Raw genomic sequence first — 15834 nt, forward strand, 5'->3', positions numbered from 1 at the left:
CAGACCGCTCCTTTAGCATGAGTTCACTTCCTTCCCGGAAGCTAGAACATAAAAACAGTTAAAGGAATTTCTTCATGAAAAGAAAAGTACTGGCCCTCGTTATTCCGGCTTTATTAGCCGCTGGCGCTGCGCACGCGGCGGAAATTTATAATAAAGACGGAAATAAATTAGATGTCTATGGCAAGGTAGACGGTCTGCACTATTTCTCCAGCGACTCGAAAAAAGACGGCGACCAAACTTACGTTCGCTTTGGCTTTAAAGGCGAAACCCAGATCAACGATATGCTCACCGGTTACGGCCAGTGGGAATACAACGTTCAGGCCAACAATACCGAAAGCGCCGGCGATCAGGCGTGGACCCGTCTGGCCTTCGCCGGTATCAAAGTGGGCGATTACGGTTCTTTCGACTACGGTCGTAACTACGGCGTGCTGTACGACGTCGAAGGCTGGACCGATATGCTGCCGGAGTTCGGCGGCGACTCTTACACCTATGCGGATAACTTTATGGCAGGCCGCGCCAACGGCGTCGCGACCTACCGCAACAGCGATTTCTTCGGTCTGGTGGATGGTCTGAACTTCGCCCTGCAGTATCAGGGTAAAAACGAAGGCCAAAACGCCCAGGATATCAACGTCGGCACCAACAACCGCAGCAGCGACAGCGATGTTCGCTTTGACAATGGCGACGGTTTCGGTCTTTCCACCTCCTATAACTTCGGCATGGGCATCAGCGCGGCTGCGGCCTATACCTCTTCTGACCGTACCAACGACCAGATGACCCAGACCAACGCCCGCGGCGATAAAGCCGAAGCCTGGACTGCCGGTCTGAAGTACGACGCCAACGATATCTACCTGGCGACCATGTACTCTGAAACCCGCAATATGACCCCGTACGGCAATGACGGCGTGGCCAACAAGACGCAAAACTTCGAAGTCACTGCTCAGTATCAGTTCGACTTCGGTCTGCGTCCGGCTATCTCCTACCTGCAGTCCAAAGGCAAAGATCTCTATAATACCGGCAGCTACGCCGATAAAGATCTGGTCAAATATATGGACGTCGGCGCCACCTATTACTTCAACCGTAATATGTCCACCTACGTTGATTACAAAATCAACCTGCTGGATGACAACGACAGCTTCTACAAAGACAACGGTATTTCTACCGACAACATCGTCGCGCTGGGCCTGGTTTACCAGTTCTGATGCGCCAGCCCGCCGGTTCCGGCGGGCTTTCTCTCTCTCTGCCTCACAGCAGCTAAAACAAAACAATATATCCCACAGCTTAAAATAGCCGTCCGTTTAGTGATATAGTCGTGCTCAGTCAGTGCCTGCCCGAGGACGTCCATCATGCATCATCACCCGGTAAAATCTTCCCGAATTATCTCTGTCGCCTATGATGACGCCTCCGCCACGCTGGAAATCTGTTTTTATCACCAGCCGCCGTTGCAATATACCGGGGTTCCACCGCGTATTTTTCGTGACTTTTTACAGGTGGTGTCAAAAGGCCGATTTTATGACGGCGTGATAAAGGGAAAATTCCCCGAACGCAAGCCACGTTAATGTCAAAGTGTGACTGCGGTCATGATACAAAACGTGCCATAATGCCGTACAATATGAGGGGATACTTAAACAGGAGGTTTTATGAGCAGAATGATTCTTGTCCCCATCGATATCTCTGATAAAGAATTTACTGAACGCATTATCAGTCACGTTGAATCGGAAGCGCGGATTGACGACGCTGAGGTCCATTTCCTCTCCGTTATCCCTTCCCTGCCTTATTATGCCTCACTGGGAATGGCCTATACCGCCGAACTGCCTGGTATGGATGAGCTGCGCGAAGGGACGGAAACGCAGCTTAAAGAGCTCGCGAAGCAGTTCTCTATCCCGGAAGATCGGAAACATTTTCACGTTGCCGAAGGGTCGCCAAAGGATAAGATCCTGGCCCTCGCCAGGTCGCTACCCGCCGACCTGGTGATCATCGCTTCGCACCGGCCGGATATTACCACCTATCTGCTGGGCTCCAACGCCGCCGCGGTGGTCCGCCACGCCGAGTGCTCGGTGCTGGTCGTTCGCTAACGCCTCAGCCCGCCGCCCGGCGGGCTTTTTATTTTTACTTCTGCCCCTGCCCGCAGCGGAAAGTGCCGGAAAGATGCTGACATTCCGCCCCTGAATCCGTACCATACACGCCACGGTTGCCTGTCAGACCTCATTAATTGCTACGCGCCAGCGCCACGTTGTCCAGCGGCTGGCAGAACGCGTGCTCTTCTGATGCCACACTATGAATTGAGCCACTATTACATGCTGCAAAATCAAGAAATCAGCAAAAATGTACAACATCAATAAGTTGTGCTCCCCAACCAACTGAATTTATTTTGTATTTACATACAGCCAGCCCCCCACACCGCCGGCCGCTGGTCCTGGCACCTGAATCCACCCGGGAATGGATGAGGTAGGCTATTCGAGGAAAAGAGGTGAATGAGATAATTGCAGATGGTGCGGTACCTGCAGATCATTTCACATGGCACCCCGTTTTCCGAGCGGTGGACAACGTTAGGAATCAGGGGGCGTAATTGATTGAGGCTATTAAAATCCAATAACCTGATAATACCCGCACTATGCTGAAAGCAGACCTTGGTGTTCTGCTTGCCTTTTGCTTCGGGAATGCCCTCAAAGCGCATAAGTTAAGGAAGTTGCTCAGGCTCCGACGGCATCTTTAGGGCTGGTTGATAAAAAATCAAAATTGTGAGCTACTTTCATCGATAATAAATTCAACGTAATAAAAAACCGCCGGCGCGAGTTTCAATCAGAAGTCATCTATTATCACGTTAAGATAGGTAAGATAACGCAACTGTACCGATCAGCTACTCTTTGAAACCAGGCTTGCCATTCCTGGCCCGCCATTCTTTCACTTCCTTAACAACCCTTTCCGGACTATCCTCTCGGCCCTTTGGAGGATAGAAAATTACATCAGAACCATTAGGGTGTTCAGTGATACGTTCAAACTCTAAAACATTTTGCACATCTTCATCTTCGGTTGTATTATCCGGTTTAAATATCTTTTCCACAAAAGCTAAAAACTCAGATTCGGTGTAATCAGAAATGCTTTTTTTATTGTCCATCATTTACCACCATTGCTTAGTGAACTTCGACATGGCTTTTTGTGCATCATAACTCGCCAGTTCTCAACACCATACACATCACCGGTATTTTAATAGCTTTTGCGTGTTCTAATTCATGTTTAAGCCTCCCCCCGACATGCTCATTTTACGAATGAACGACCATCTTTCTAACTTGATACTCCCTAAGCTAGCTTGTTCAAACCGCTCAGTTAGCTCAGTGGTATCAGAAACCGCCTTCCTGAAAGATCTCCGAATGAATGAAAGTTCGAAAACTCACAGCCACGAAATTTTTCAGCAATCACACTGGGAACAGGAGAGCCTAACTCGTCTCCAGTTTTTTTTCAGCCAACCATGACTAACCTGCTCCCCTTAACCAGTGATTTTGCCAGGTAAATCTCTAGAGCTTGCCAACATAACATCACTTGGCTCGACTCCCATTGCAAGAGCATCAGGCTGCTAGATCTCTCAGTACACAAAATCCAGGTAGGCTAGCAGTATTTACGGTTGAGATGGACGAAATCTTATTGTTCCACGCGCAATGCCTGGCTTTCCGGGCTCATACTTACATTTTCTCATTGCTGATCTTGTTTCTCTAAAAAAGAGCTCAGCACCAGTTGTCTCAACAGAAGTTACTTCCCCTTTTTCATTTACTGAGGCAGCGTAATTTACAGTGCCACTAATCCGATTAGCCATGGCAGAAACTGGATAATAAGGATTAGGGCAACTTATCCGCACAGGCACAACTTCTTCTTTATTTTCTGCAGCAAGTGCCAAGTTTGATATAAGAACAGCGCAAACCAGAAGTAATGTTTTTTTCATAACCGATACCAATTGTTGTTTTCCTTATGTCTATAGATCCCTAATACGCCTTTTTCATGCAACGCCGGAGGATGCGGCTCCACTTCTACATCCCCGCTGGTATGGAGGGGATTATATATCACAGCCGGGTTAGCTGCGCGCTTTGCGTTCTGCGGGGGATTGAGGCATCGCCATTCTTCCGCAGGGCTACTCCTTCCCTATAACGCTTCCATTCACCTATATTCCATTAAAAAATGAGGAGTTTCGACTTATCATTTAGGGTCAAGTAAAGTAAACACCTCTCTTACAGCCAGATTTCCAATCTTATGTGAGCCCCAAAACCCGGCACTGATTGCCGGGTATTTTATTGCTTCCCAGGTGCTTTTACGGTTTCTCACGCCCGGCACATCTCCGGCGAGTTACCTCTCACCAGCGACTCAGCAAAAGGCCTCGGTATGGCATTAGCAGCAGGAAACCGGCCGATACAATTGCTCGGCCCTGCCCTGGACGCGCTCAAAGCGCAGCATGAACTGACAGCTGGACATCCGGTAGCCACTATCACGTTTCACCACAGGGAATACGGCTCAAGCGAGGAACAGAATTTGCGACTTGTTTTCATGCCGCGGAGACGGAAGGGCGAGCAAAAACCCTGCTACTCGCACAGCAGTATAGGCAGCAGATGGGAAGCTGCAGTAAAACGCGCTGGCATTCGCCGCAGGAATCCGTACCATACGCGGCATACTTTTGCCTGCTGGCTCCTGACGGCTGGCGCAAACCCGTCTTTTATAGCCAATCAGATGGGGCATGAAAACGCGCAAATGGTGTACGACGTTTATAGTACATGGATAGAAGAAATGAACGGCGATCAGGTTTCTATGTTGAATTCCCGGCTTGGGCTTTAACACGTTTTGCCCCCTATATGCCCCTTTTAGATTTTGAGAATGTTAACAATGCAAGAAAATCAAGAACTTACAAAGAAAGAGAAATACAACATCGACAAGCTGCAGAAACGTCTGCGCCGCAACGTCGGTGAGGCGATCGCCGACTTCAATATGATTGAAGAAGGCGACCGCATTATGGTTTGTCTGTCAGGCGGCAAGGACAGCTATACCATGCTGGAGATCCTGCGTAACCTGCAGAAAAGCGCGCCCATCTCCTTCTCGCTGGTGGCGGTGAACCTCGACCAGAAACAGCCCGGGTTCCCGGAGCATATTCTGCCGGCGTATCTTGAGCAGCTGGGCGTTGAATACAAGATTGTCGAAGAGAATACCTACAGCATCGTCAAAGAGAAGATCCCGGAAGGGAAAACCACCTGCTCGCTCTGCTCTCGCCTGCGTCGCGGCATTCTCTACCGTACCGCCAGCGAACTCGGCGCCACCAAGATTGCCCTCGGCCATCATCGCGACGACATCCTGCAGACGCTGTTCCTGAATATGTTCTACGGCGGCAAAATGAAAGGGATGCCGCCGAAGCTGATGAGCGATGACGGCAAACACATCGTCATCCGCCCGCTGGCCTACTGCCGCGAAAAGGACATCGAGCGTTTCTCCCAGGCCAAGGGCTTCCCGATTATTCCGTGCAACCTGTGCGGGTCGCAGCCTAACCTGCAGCGCCAGGTGATCGCCGATATGCTTCGCGACTGGGATAAGCGTTATCCGGGACGCATTGAAACCATGTTTAGCGCGATGCAGAACGTGGTGCCTTCGCACCTGAGCGACGTTAATCTTTTTGATTTTAAAGGCATCACCCACGGTTCTGAGGTGGTGGACGGCGGCGATCTGGCGTTTGACCGTGAAGAGATTCCCCTGCAGCCTGCCGGCTGGCAGCCGGAGGAAGAGGACGCCCGGTTAGATGAGCTGCGTCTGAACGTAGTGGAAGTGAAGTAACCCGAAAGCGTCTCAGGCCGCCGCCTGAGACGCGCTATTCTGCCCTTACTTCAGCAGTCGTACGCGGCAGGCTTTGCCTTTGATCTTGCCGTTTTGTAACTGCTTATACGCTTTCTGCGCCATATTCTGGCGGATCGCCACATAGACGTGGGCCGGGTGGACGGTAATTTTGCCGATATCGGCGCCATCAAACCCCATATCTCCGGTCAACGCTCCCAGCACATCCCCCGGGCGCATTTTCGCCTTTTTTCCGCCGTCGATGCACAGCGTCGCCATCTCCGCCGTCAGCGGCGTGATAGCGTTGCCCGTCGGCGCCGGCAGCCAGTTAAGGGATAATTGCAGCATGTCGGCCAGAATGGTGGCGCGCTGCGCCTCTTCCGGCGCGCAGAAGCTGATAGCCAGGCCTTGTTCGCCGGCGCGGGCGGTACGGCCGATGCGGTGAACATGCACCTCCGGATCCCAGGCCAGCTCGAAGTTCACCACCAGCGCGAGAGATTTGATGTCCAGGCCGCGGGCGGCGACGTCGGTCGCCACCAGAACCCGGACGCTGCCGTTCGCGAAGCGCACCAGCGTTTGATCGCGGTCGCGCTGCTCGAGGTCACCGTGCAGCGATAATGCGCTCTGCCCGGCGGCGTTGAGCGCATCGCAGACCGCCTGGCAATCGCGCTTGGTATTGCAGAACACCACGCAGGACGCCGGCTGATGCTGGCTGAGCAGACGCTGGAGCAGCGCAATCTTGCCGTGACGGGAAACTTCAAAGAACTGCTGTTCGATAGCCGGTAACGCATCGACGCTGTCAATCTCAATCGTTTCCGGATGACGCTGCACCCGACCGCTGATCGCCGCGATCGCCGCAGGCCAGGTGGCGGAAAACAGCAGCGTCTGCCGGTCAGCCGGCGCGAAGCGGATCACCTCGTCGATGGCGTCGCTGAAGCCCATATCGAGCATGCGGTCCGCTTCATCCATCACCAGGGTCTGCAGCGCGTCGAGAGAGACCGTCCCCTTCTGCAGATGATCGAGCAGACGGCCCGGGGTGGCGACGATAATATGCGGGGCGTGCTGCAGTGAATCGCGCTGAGCGCCAAACGGCTGCCCGCCGCAGAGCATCAAAATCTTGATGTTCGGCAGGCAGCGCGCCAGACGGCGCAGCTCGCCGGCAACCTGATCGGCCAGTTCACGGGTCGGACACAGCACCAGCGACTGGGTCTCAAAGCGCGACGGATCGATATGCTGCAGCAGGCCCAGCCCGAAGGCGGCCGTTTTTCCGCTGCCGGTTTTTGCCTGCACGCGCACATCTTTCCCCGCGAGGATCGCCGGCAGGGCGGCGGCCTGAACCGGCGTCATCGACAGATAACCCAGCTCGTTAAGGTTGGCTAATTGGGCGGCAGGTAAAACAGTCAGGGTAGAAAAAGCGGTCACAATGTATTCTCGTATTAAAGGACAGACGATCTGCAGGCGCGTATCCTCGCAGATCTCCGCGCCTGATGCGACAATTTAATCGGCTCTTCATCAGGCGGCGGATCGGGCTGCGGCTGCGGGCGCGGTCGCGGATCGGGTAAAGGAACCGGATCGTTCGGCTCGGGCGAGATGGGGATGGACTGGGCTGTCAGCCCTGAAGCGTAATGCATAGTGGCCTCCCGGAAAGTGATACGGGCGTACCCGCAGGCGTAAACGGCCTGAAGACCGTCGGGTGTCTTAGTAAGCGTAGAAGCTGGTCAGGAGAGCGCAAAAAAAAAGCCGACTCAACAAAGTCGGCGTCGTACGAATCAATTGTGCTATGCAGTAATTCAAAAAAGGAAGTAAGACAATATGGAGCGCAACGCCCATCGCTTGACGTTGCATTCACCTGCGAGAGAGATATTGCCCTGAATGGGTAGAGGGTTTATTGATTTCGCTCAAACATTGCCGGGTTTTCCCGGCATCGTCGCTGCCAAAAGGCGATTCTTTACAACCATTTACTGCGATGTAACCACCACGCAACACCACCGATGACAACGACTAACATCAGGCAGAAGAGGCTAAAGCCCAGATGCCAGCTGTTACCTGGGATCCCCCCGAGGTTGACACCGAACAGGCCGGTTAAAAAGGTGCTGGGCAGAAACACCATCGCCATCAACGACATCGTATAGGTCCGCCGCGCCAGCGACTCCTGCATAATCTGGGCGATCTCATCGCTCATGATCGCCGTCCGGGCAATGCAGCTGTCGATCTCGTCCAGCCCGCGCCCCAGCCGCTCGGCGATATCCTGCATCCGCCGCCGCTGATCGTCGCTCATCCACGGCAGGCGTTCGCTGGCCAGCCGGGCGTAAACATCGCGCTGCGGCGCCATATACCGGCGCATCACAATCAGCTGCTTACGCAGTAGCGCGAGAAAACCGCGCGGCGGCACCTGCTGATCGAGCAGGTCGTCTTCGAGGTCGATAATTCGGTCGTGCAGTTGTTCAATAAACTCACTGGCATGATCGGTCAGCGCGTCGCAGACTTCCACCAGCCAGCTGCCGCCATCCGTCGGCCCATTGCCCTCCTTCAGGTCGCCCAGCACATCGTCCAGCGCCAGCACTTTGCGCTGACGAGTGGAGACGATCAGCCGCTCATCCATATACAGACGCATCGCCACCAGCTGGTCTGGCCGTTCATCGGTGCTGCCGTTGATGCAGCGCAGGGTAATCAACGCCCCGTCGCCGATCCGCGTCACCCGCGGTCGGGTGCTCTCGCCCGCCAGGGCATCGCGCACGTTATTGGGCAGCAACGGGGTGGCCGCCAGCCAGTCGGCGCTGTCGCTATGGGTATAGTTGAGATGCAGCCAGCAGGGCTTCTCTTTGTCGATAATATCGTCATCGGCGAGCGGCTTCACGCCCCCCTGCCCGTCGAGCACCCACGCGAAGATCGCGTCCGGTATCTGCAACTCCGAGCCTTTAATCGCGTCCACTCAACCTCCGTTAATCCATGCCTGTCGCATTGCGCGCGCTCTGTATAAGGTACGCGAAAGCGCGCTTTTTCGCTGTTTATTGCCCGGTGAAAGAGGCTAATCGCTTCATTAAAAAGCGCTTTCCCCCGGGCCGCGCCCGCTTTCCTCATTTAACGTTAAAGTGTAGTGAAATCAAGTTCTTCAGGTTTTGCGCGGTTCACTGCGACCTTTTGCGGTTTATTTTGCGGCTTTTTGCTGTATTATGCCGTTTATTGCGTCAATTTGCGGAGTCCCTCGCCATGCATAAGCTCGCGCGACAAAAACACATCCTTGACCGGCTGAGTGAAACCGGTCAGCTGAGCATCAGCGAACTGGTTGATGCGCTGCAGGTGTCGGCCGATACCATACGCCGGGATCTCAGTGAGCTGGAAAACCAGGGGGTACTGCAGAAAAGCCACGGCGGCGCCATCGCGCTTAACGTCCCGGCGATGACGCGCCAGGGAAGAAACGCCCTGCTCCCCGGAACGAAACAGCGTCTGGGCCAGCAGGTCGCCGCGCGCATCCCCTCCGGCTCGACGCTGTTTCTCGACGCCGGCAGCACACTGCTGGCCGTCGCTACACAGCTGAAAGGCCCCATGACCGTGATCACCGCTTCGCTGGATATCGCCCAGCTGTTCAGCGACCGCGCCGATATCCAGCTTATCCTGCTTGGCGGCCAGTGGGACAGTGAACAGCGGCTGTTCGCCGGCAGCGCCACGCTGTCGCTGGTGGCGCGCTACCGCGCCGATATCGCGATTCTCGGCGCCTGCGCGTTGCATGCCGAACTGGGCCTGAGCGCCAGCCAGGAGGCCGATGCGGACGTAAAACGCGCCATGCTCGCCGCCAGCGCGGAACACTGGCTGGTGGCGGACCATACCAAAGTCAACCATTGCGAACCCTGGCTGGTGGCCGGTCTCAGCGACATTCACCATCTTTTCCTCGATCGTCCCTGGCCTGAGCTGGGGGATGATCCTGCCCTCTCTGTACATATTGCTGACGCTTAACAACGTGGAGAACCTGATGAGTAACAACACGATAAATATCGCCCTGATTGGCTATGGCTTCGTCGGTAAGACTTTCCACGCGCCGCTTATCCGTTCGGTGCCGGGCCTGAACCTGGCCTTCGTCGCCTCGCGCGATGAAGAGAAAGTCAAACGCGACCTGCCGGACGTCACGGTGATCGCTTCCCCGGAAGCGGCGGTCCAGCACCCGGATGTCGATCTGGTGGTTATCGCCTCCCCTAACGCCACGCACGCGCCGCTGGCCCGCCTGGCGCTGAACGCCGGCAAGCATGTGGTGGTGGACAAACCCTTTACCCTTGATATGCAGGAGGCCCGGGAGCTGATCGCCCTGGCGCAGGTGAAACAGCGGCTGCTTTCCGTCTTCCATAACCGCCGTTGGGACAGCGACTATCTCGGTATCCGTCAGGTTATTGAGCAGGGCGCCATCGGCACGGTGAAACATTTTGAGTCCCATTTCGACCGGTTCCGCCCGGAAGTCCGCGTCCGCTGGCGCGAGCAGAACGTCCCCGGCAGCGGCTTATGGTTCGATCTGGGGCCGCACCTGATCGATCAGGCGCTGCAGCTGTTTGGTCTGCCGCAGTCGGTACAGGGCAACATCGCCACCCTGCGCGACGGCGCGGAGATCAACGACTGGGCGCATGTGGTCTTAAACTACCCGGCGCATAAAGCGATCCTCCACTGCAGCATGCTGGTCGCGGGGGGCTCCTCGCGCTTCACGGTGCATGGCGATAAAGGCAGCGTTGTCAAAGCGCGGGCCGACCAGCAGGAGAGCCAGCTGCTGGCGGGTGTGGTGCCGGGAAGCGCCGGCTGGGGCGAGGATGAGGATGGGCTGGTTGTCTATGACGCCTCGCTGCAGACCCAAACCCAGCCTACCCCGCCGGGCGATCAGCGCCAGTACTATATGCAGATCCGCGACGCGTTGAAGGGCCTGATCGCCAATCCGGTGCCGCCGGTGCAGGCGCTGGCGGTGATGGCCGTCCTGGAAGCGGCGGCGCGTTCTGCAGAAAGCGGCGTGGCGCAGACCCTCGACCTGACCGACGACGAGCGCAACGCGCTGCGCTAAGCCTGTCGTTACTCCGGTTATCTGCGCAGCCTGCAGGTAACCGGATCGCCACCCCGACTGCAGAAATAATCACTGCCTGTCAGCAGATTATCCTTTCTTTATCCTGCGTTTTTGCCTAAAGCACCGCTGGAAATTTCAGCCAATTGGGAGGAGGATAGAGGACAGATCGATCGTGATGAGAACAAGGTTGCTGACGCTGTGGACGCGGTGACCGCAATACCGGACAGGAGAAGCTCATGTACTACACGTTAGGAGATACCACTCTCCATTTTTATCGCTATCAGTGCAAATTCTACGTCGCCCACTGGGAAGGAGGGAACGTGATGGACGAAAAATTTAAACCGTTTATCGAGCAGATCACTGAGAAGACCGGGCTGGACGCGAAGCGCGTCGAGACCGCCGCGCGCGATTATTTTACTAACGTGGATTAACAGGCAGCCTGTTGCGGTATACCCAAGGCCAGGCCGACGCGCCTGCCGTTGATCTCCCCCCTTCCGCCGCCACGGCCCTCGTTCCCGCTGGCGGCTCTCCTTCCCCACCGGCGATAAACAGGATAACGACCAGCCAGAACCCCATGCTGTCTGCCCACGCTTTTGTCAATTTTCAGACCGATAACGTGAGATGTCATTTATCGTAATTATCTATTTCCCCGTGATTTTTTAGTCGAAACAATATCGCCCTACCGCCAGGCAGGGCGTCGGCGACTACCGCTCCTCCAGCGCCGCCACCGGCTCCGGCGCGCTTTTCCTGCGCAGCAGATAGCCTGCGGCAAGGATCAGCAGCCATACCGGGATCAGGCAGACGGAGATGCGGATATCCGGGGTCAGATACATCACCCCGAGGATCCCGGCGAGAAACAGCAGACACAGCCAGTTTGTCAGGGGATAGGCGAAACTCTGGAAAGCCGTTACCTTCCCGGCCTGCTGCATGGCGCGGCGGAACTTAAGATGAGTGATGCAGATCATCGCCCAGTTGATGACCAGGGCGGCCACCACCAGGGCCATCAGCAGGGCAAAGGCTTTCCCGGGCATCACATAGTTAATCACCACGCAAAGCGCCGTGGCGACGGCGGACACCGCCAGGGCGGTCAACGGGATCCCGCGGTGGTTCACCCGCAGCAGCGCGCGCGGGGCGTTGCCCTGCTGAGCCAGGCCGAACAGCATCCGGCTGTTGCAGTAGACGCAGCTATTGTAGACCGACAGCGCGGCGGTGAGCACCACCAGATTGAGGGCGTTGGCCACAATATTGCTGTCAATGGCGTGAAAGATCAGCACAAAGGGGCTTCCCCCTTCCACGACGTTCCGCCACGGGTAGAGTGACAGCAAGACCGCCAGCGACCCCACATAAAAAAGCAGAATACGGTAGATCACCTGGTTGGTGGCTTTGGGAATGGTTTTATGCGGTTCGTCGGCTTCCGCCGCGGTGATCCCCACCAGCTCAAGCCCGCCGAAGGAGAACATGATCACCGCCATGGCCATCACTAAGCCCGTGATACCGTTAGCGAAAAATCCCCCGTCCTGCCACAGGTTGGCCACCGTCGCCGCCGGCCCGCCGTGACCGCTAAATAACAGATAGCAGCCAAAGGCGATCATGCTGATGATGGCGGCCACTTTGACAATCGAGAACCAGAACTCCAGCTCGCCATACACTTTGACGTGCGTCAGGTTGATGGCGTTGATCGCCACGAAGAAGATTGCCGCCGACAGCCAGGTGGGTACCTCCGGCCACCAGTACTGAATATAGATCCCCACCGCCGTCAGCTCCGCCATGCTTACCAGCACGTACAACACCCAGTAATTCCAGCCGGACATAAACCCGGCGAAGGGCCCCCAGTAGCGGTTGGCGAAATGGCTGAACGACCCCGCCACCGGCTCCTCTACCACCATTTCGCCAAGCTGACGCATGATAAAGAAGGCGATAACCCCGGCGATGGCGTACCCCAGCAGGACCGAGGGGCCTGCCATACGGATCGTTTGCGCGATACCTAAAAACAGTCCGGTGCCGACCGCCCCCCCGAGGGCGATCAACTGGATATGGCGGTTTTTTAACCCGCGCTTTAACTGATGCTCTTGCTGCGTTGTCATCTCTGACCTGCCCCTGTCTGTAAAAAGTCACTTTCGCCGGTAGCAACTTTCAGGCCAGCGGATCGTCGCGGAGCGTCAGGCCAAAACTAATCCATTGAATGATATTGAAATATTATTTTCCAGTTCGTTCTGAAAGCTGGTCATCGCGGCGCTGACCTGGCGCATAACGCGCGAAAATTGGCCAGATGACGCACAGATCATGAGAAAACAAGTGGCTTAATGCATGAAGCTGACCCGTTTTGGTGCATCCGGTTTGCCGCCGTCGGGTCAGGCTTCACGCCAGGCAAAAAACTGTTAGGCTGGTAGCCACTTTTACGTTCCGCTAGTGGCCACTATGTACAACATCGACGACTATGATCTGAAAATTCTTACCCTGCTGCAGGCCAATGGCCGTTTGACCAATCAGGAGCTTAGCGAGCTTATCGGCCTGTCCGCTTCCCAATGTTCGCGCCGCCGTATCGCCCTTGAACAGGCGCAGCTTATCCTCGGCTACCATGCGCGTCTGGCGCCGGATGCCGCCGGGCAGGAGATGCTTGGCCTGATTGAGGTGCGCCTGCTGAATCACACCCCGCAATGCGTGGAGAGCTTTCATCAGATGCTCAGTGAAGTGGACGCCATTCTGGACGCCTGGAAAACCACCGGCGACGCCGATTATCTGCTGCGGGTAACGGTCCCGGACCTGCCCGGACTGAGCCATTTGATCAGCCATATTCTGGCGCAAAACAAAGGGGTGGCTCATCTGAAAACCGCCGTCGTGCTCAACCGCCTGAAGGAGAACGGCCAGCTGATGCCGGGCACGCCCTCGCTGCGCTGAACCGGAGCATAGTGCCCTGCGCTGGTGCAGATGCGGGGCCAGTCAATGCGTGATAAGCAGTAAATTCGCACAATTTACGCATTTCATAACCATTATGCGCACGACCCGTGCGATTTTCTCTTTCCGACAGAACAACAGGTTAGGCTAAACCACGGCTATTTTTTCCGCAACCAATCGCCCGGGCCCGCTCCTCTGGTGCGATTTTTGCAAACAAGAGCTTATCCTTGTTAACGAAAAGATAGTGCTTATTTATGGATAACGTCCTTTCCCCTGAAAAACTGACCCACACCTGGCTGGAGGATGCCCTGGCGCTGCTGTTCGGCACGCTGATGATCTCCTTTGGCATTATCCTGTTTCGCCAGGCCGGCGCCCTGACCGGCGGGACGGCAGGCATGGCCTTTCTGATCCACTACGCCACCCACCTGCCGTTCGGCGTGGTTTTCTTCGCCATTAACCTGCCCTTCTACTGGCTCTCCGTCCGGCGGATGGGCGCCGCCTTCACGCTGAAAACCTTCTGCGCGGTCGGACTGGTGTCGCTGTTCTCCGACCTGCACGGCTACTTTATCCATGTCGATCGCCTGAACCCCTATTACGCCACCCTCTTCGGCAACATCATGGTCGGTATCGGCTTTGTGGTGCTGTTCCGCCATAAAGCGAGCCTCGGCGGCGTCAATATTCTGGCCCTCTATCTGCAGGATAAAAGCGGCATCCGCGCCGGTAAATTCCAGATGGTGGTGGACGCCTGCATCGTCACTGCCTCGCTGTGGGTGGTTAGCCTGCCGATGCTGCTGGTCTCTGTCCTCGGCGCCGTGATTTTGAATTCGATTATCGCCATGAACCACCGCCCGGGACGCTACGCGGTGTAATGGCTTCACCTTTAACGGTCATTTCAGGAGTAACCACTGTGTTCCAGAACGTTGACGCCTACGCGGGCGATCCTATCCTGTCGCTGATGGAAGCCTTTCAACAGGATCCCCGGGCAGACAAAGTTAACCTTAGCATCGGGTTGTACTATAACGAGCAGGCCATCATTCCTCAGCTGGAGGCGGTCCGTCAGGCCGCTGACCGGCTGCAGAGCCAGTTGCACAAGGCCAGCCTCTATCTGCCGATGGAGGGACTGGCTCCCTATCGCCGCGCGGTCCAGACGCTGCTGTTTGGCGAACACCATCCGGCGTTGCGTGCCGGACGCATCGCCACCATCCAGACGCTGGGCGGCTCCGGCGCGCTGAAGGTGGGTGCTGATTTCCTCAAGCGCTACTTCCCCGACTCCGCGGTCTGGGTCAGCGATCCAACCTGGGAGAACCATGTGGCCATCTTTGCCGGGGCGGGTTTCGAGGTGCATACCTATCCCTGGTTCGACAGCGCCACCCGTGGGGTCAATTTCCCCGCTATGCTTGCCGCCCTCCAGCAGCTCCCGCCGCGCAGCATCGTGCTGCTCCATCCTTGCTGTCATAATCCGACGGGGGCCGATCTCGCCCCCGAGCAGTGGGATCGGGTGATTGAGGTGTTGATCGCCCGGGAGCTGATCCCGTTCCTCGATATTGCCTACCAGGGTTTTGGCCGCGGGCTGGATGAAGATGCCTATGCCATACGCGCCATCGCCAGCGCCGGGCTGACGGCGCTGGTCAGCAACTCGTTCTCGAAGATTTTTTCACTGTACGGCGAGCGTGTCGGCGGCCTGTCGGTGGTCTGTGACAACGCCGATGCCGCCGGGCGCGTGCTGGGCCAGTTGAAAGCTACCGTACGCCGCAACTACTCCAGCCCGCCGGGGTTTGGCGCCCAGGTGGTGTCGCAGGTGCTCAACGATCCCGAGCTGAATGCCCTGTGGCAGGGTGAAGTGGAGGCCATGCGCACCCGCATCAGCGCGATGCGCGTCGCGCTGGTGAAGGCTCTGCAGGCAGCCCTGCCGGCGGTGGATTTTTCCTATCTGCTGACCCAGCGCGGCATGTTCAGTTACACCGGCTTTAGCGCCGATCAGGTAGACGTTCTGCGTGAAGAGCATGGCATCTATCTGATTGCCAGCGGTCGCGTCTGCGTGGCCGGGCTCAACCACGGCAATATTGCGCGGGTAGCCAGCGCCTTCGCCGCGGTCTGCGCACGCTGAT

16 protein-coding genes and 3 pseudogenes are annotated in these 15834 nt (G+C 56.3%); 12 read left to right on the forward strand and 7 right to left on the reverse strand.

What is annotated here, in order from left to right:
* Positions 1–74 precede the first annotated feature (74 nt).
* From ompK37 to L2I46_RS17675, 4 genes and pseudogenes are all read left to right on the forward strand, one after another.
* On the forward strand, positions 75–1199 hold the full coding sequence (ompK37, locus tag L2I46_RS17660) for a porin OmpK37 (RefSeq protein WP_044522574.1): 1125 nt from the start codon (positions 75–77) through the stop codon (positions 1197–1199).
* A gap of 144 nt (positions 1200–1343) precedes the next feature.
* Positions 1344–1556 (forward strand): KTSC domain-containing protein, encoded by a 213-nt coding sequence (locus L2I46_RS17665; protein ID WP_023289427.1) that lies wholly within the window; start codon positions 1344–1346, stop codon positions 1554–1556.
* An 81-nt stretch (positions 1557–1637) separates the two neighbouring features.
* Entirely contained in the window at positions 1638–2072 is a 435-nt protein-coding gene (uspF, locus tag L2I46_RS17670) for a universal stress protein UspF (RefSeq protein WP_023289426.1), read from the forward strand.
* A 326-nt stretch (positions 2073–2398) separates the two neighbouring features.
* Positions 2399–2566, forward strand: a pseudogene (locus L2I46_RS17675) (SOS response-associated peptidase); the annotation flags it as partial.
* A gap of 291 nt (positions 2567–2857) precedes the next feature.
* Here the strand turns inward: L2I46_RS17675 and L2I46_RS17680 are convergent.
* From L2I46_RS17680 to L2I46_RS17685, 3 genes and pseudogenes are all read right to left on the reverse strand, one after another.
* A complete protein-coding gene (locus L2I46_RS17680; RefSeq protein WP_077266838.1) occupies positions 2858–3118 on the reverse strand; it encodes a bacteriocin immunity protein in 261 nt (86 codons plus the stop codon).
* 206 nt (positions 3119–3324) lie between these two features.
* Positions 3325–3441: pseudogene (locus L2I46_RS29775) on the reverse strand (hypothetical protein); the annotation flags it as partial.
* Between the two features lie 172 nt (positions 3442–3613).
* The gene (locus L2I46_RS17685; RefSeq protein WP_236948091.1) at positions 3614–3934 is read right to left on the reverse strand and encodes a TonB family protein; all 321 of its coding nucleotides are present in this window, start codon (positions 3932–3934) and stop codon (positions 3614–3616) included.
* 446 nt (positions 3935–4380) lie between these two features.
* On the opposite strand from L2I46_RS17685, the pseudogene L2I46_RS17690 reads away from it, so the two are divergent.
* Together L2I46_RS17690 and ttcA are read left to right on the forward strand one after the other, a co-directional pair.
* Positions 4381–4815 (forward strand): annotated as a pseudogene (locus L2I46_RS17690) (tyrosine-type recombinase/integrase); the annotation flags it as partial.
* A 48-nt stretch (positions 4816–4863) separates the two neighbouring features.
* The gene (gene ttcA / locus L2I46_RS17695; RefSeq protein WP_236948092.1) at positions 4864–5799 is read left to right on the forward strand and encodes a tRNA 2-thiocytidine(32) synthetase TtcA; all 936 of its coding nucleotides are present in this window, start codon (positions 4864–4866) and stop codon (positions 5797–5799) included.
* Between the two features lie 45 nt (positions 5800–5844).
* Here ttcA and dbpA read toward each other — a convergent pair whose 3' ends face one another.
* The 3 genes from dbpA to zntB form a co-directional block, all read right to left on the reverse strand.
* Entirely contained in the window at positions 5845–7218 is a 1374-nt protein-coding gene (gene dbpA / locus L2I46_RS17700; protein ID WP_044522571.1) for an ATP-dependent RNA helicase DbpA, read from the reverse strand.
* 14 nt (positions 7219–7232) lie between these two features.
* Positions 7233–7427 (reverse strand): proline-rich small protein YnaL, encoded by a 195-nt coding sequence (gene ynaL, locus L2I46_RS29545; protein ID WP_071592553.1) that lies wholly within the window; start codon positions 7425–7427, stop codon positions 7233–7235.
* Positions 7428–7744: 317 nt separating this feature from the next.
* The gene (gene zntB, locus L2I46_RS17705) at positions 7745–8728 is read right to left on the reverse strand and encodes a zinc transporter ZntB (protein WP_032436262.1); all 984 of its coding nucleotides are present in this window, start codon (positions 8726–8728) and stop codon (positions 7745–7747) included.
* Positions 8729–9006: 278 nt separating this feature from the next.
* On the opposite strand from zntB, the gene L2I46_RS17710 reads away from it, so the two are divergent.
* The 3 genes from L2I46_RS17710 (at position 9007) to L2I46_RS17720 (ending at position 11262) form a co-directional block, all read left to right on the forward strand.
* Entirely contained in the window at positions 9007–9750 is a 744-nt protein-coding gene (locus tag L2I46_RS17710) for a DeoR/GlpR family DNA-binding transcription regulator (protein WP_032452613.1), read from the forward strand.
* Positions 9713–10831 carry an oxidoreductase gene (locus L2I46_RS17715; protein WP_236948093.1) on the forward strand — a complete coding sequence of 373 codons (1119 nt, stop codon included), beginning with the start codon at positions 9713–9715 and terminating at the stop codon, positions 10829–10831. Before L2I46_RS17710 ends, L2I46_RS17715 begins: the two co-directional genes overlap by 38 nt.
* A 236-nt stretch (positions 10832–11067) precedes the next feature.
* The gene (locus tag L2I46_RS17720; RefSeq protein ID WP_004203980.1) at positions 11068–11262 is read left to right on the forward strand and encodes a hypothetical protein; all 195 of its coding nucleotides are present in this window, start codon (positions 11068–11070) and stop codon (positions 11260–11262) included.
* 273 nt (positions 11263–11535) lie between these two features.
* Here L2I46_RS17720 and L2I46_RS17725 read toward each other — a convergent pair whose 3' ends face one another.
* On the reverse strand, positions 11536–12915 hold the full coding sequence (locus L2I46_RS17725) for an amino acid permease (protein WP_105491384.1): 1380 nt from the start codon (positions 12913–12915) through the stop codon (positions 11536–11538).
* 334 nt (positions 12916–13249) lie between these two features.
* Between L2I46_RS17725 and L2I46_RS17730 the strand changes: the two genes are divergently transcribed.
* The 3 genes from L2I46_RS17730 to L2I46_RS17740 all read left to right on the forward strand — a co-directional run bounded on the left by L2I46_RS17730 (position 13250) and on the right by L2I46_RS17740 (position 15833).
* Positions 13250–13729: an Lrp/AsnC family transcriptional regulator gene (locus tag L2I46_RS17730; protein ID WP_023289419.1), complete on the forward strand. Its 480-nt coding sequence runs from the start codon at positions 13250–13252 to the stop codon at positions 13727–13729.
* A gap of 251 nt (positions 13730–13980) precedes the next feature.
* The gene (locus tag L2I46_RS17735) at positions 13981–14595 is read left to right on the forward strand and encodes a YitT family protein (RefSeq protein WP_004176405.1); all 615 of its coding nucleotides are present in this window, start codon (positions 13981–13983) and stop codon (positions 14593–14595) included.
* A 38-nt stretch (positions 14596–14633) separates the two neighbouring features.
* Entirely contained in the window at positions 14634–15833 is a 1200-nt protein-coding gene (locus tag L2I46_RS17740) for an amino acid aminotransferase (protein ID WP_032452610.1), read from the forward strand.
* Position 15834: the final 1 nt, after the last annotated feature.

The organism is Klebsiella sp. 2019SCSN059, assembly GCF_021739525.1.
Lineage (GTDB): Bacteria > Pseudomonadota > Gammaproteobacteria > Enterobacterales > Enterobacteriaceae > Klebsiella > Klebsiella quasipneumoniae.

What these genes read in the sequence shown, in the direction of transcription:
- ompK37 (WP_044522574.1), top strand. Translation starts at nt 75, where the DNA reads ATGAAAAGAAAAGTACTGGCCCTCGTTATTCCGGCTTTATTAGCCGCT.
- L2I46_RS17665 (WP_023289427.1), top strand. Translation starts at nt 1,344, where the DNA reads ATGCATCATCACCCGGTAAAATCTTCCCGAATTATCTCTGTCGCCTAT.
- uspF (WP_023289426.1), top strand. Translation starts at nt 1,638, where the DNA reads ATGAGCAGAATGATTCTTGTCCCCATCGATATCTCTGATAAAGAATTT.
- L2I46_RS17680 (WP_077266838.1), bottom strand. Translation starts at nt 3,118, where the DNA reads ATGATGGACAATAAAAAAAGCATTTCTGATTACACCGAATCTGAGTTT.
- L2I46_RS17685 (WP_236948091.1), bottom strand. Translation starts at nt 3,934, where the DNA reads ATGAAAAAAACATTACTTCTGGTTTGCGCTGTTCTTATATCAAACTTG.
- ttcA (WP_236948092.1), top strand. Translation starts at nt 4,864, where the DNA reads ATGCAAGAAAATCAAGAACTTACAAAGAAAGAGAAATACAACATCGAC.
- ynaL (WP_071592553.1), bottom strand. Translation starts at nt 7,427, where the DNA reads ATGCATTACGCTTCAGGGCTGACAGCCCAGTCCATCCCCATCTCGCCC.
- L2I46_RS17710 (WP_032452613.1), top strand. Translation starts at nt 9,007, where the DNA reads ATGCATAAGCTCGCGCGACAAAAACACATCCTTGACCGGCTGAGTGAA.
- L2I46_RS17715 (WP_236948093.1), top strand. Translation starts at nt 9,713, where the DNA reads ATGATCCTGCCCTCTCTGTACATATTGCTGACGCTTAACAACGTGGAG.
- L2I46_RS17720 (WP_004203980.1), top strand. Translation starts at nt 11,068, where the DNA reads ATGTACTACACGTTAGGAGATACCACTCTCCATTTTTATCGCTATCAG.
- L2I46_RS17725 (WP_105491384.1), bottom strand. Translation starts at nt 12,915, where the DNA reads ATGACAACGCAGCAAGAGCATCAGTTAAAGCGCGGGTTAAAAAACCGC.
- L2I46_RS17730 (WP_023289419.1), top strand. Translation starts at nt 13,250, where the DNA reads ATGTACAACATCGACGACTATGATCTGAAAATTCTTACCCTGCTGCAG.
- L2I46_RS17735 (WP_004176405.1), top strand. Translation starts at nt 13,981, where the DNA reads ATGGATAACGTCCTTTCCCCTGAAAAACTGACCCACACCTGGCTGGAG.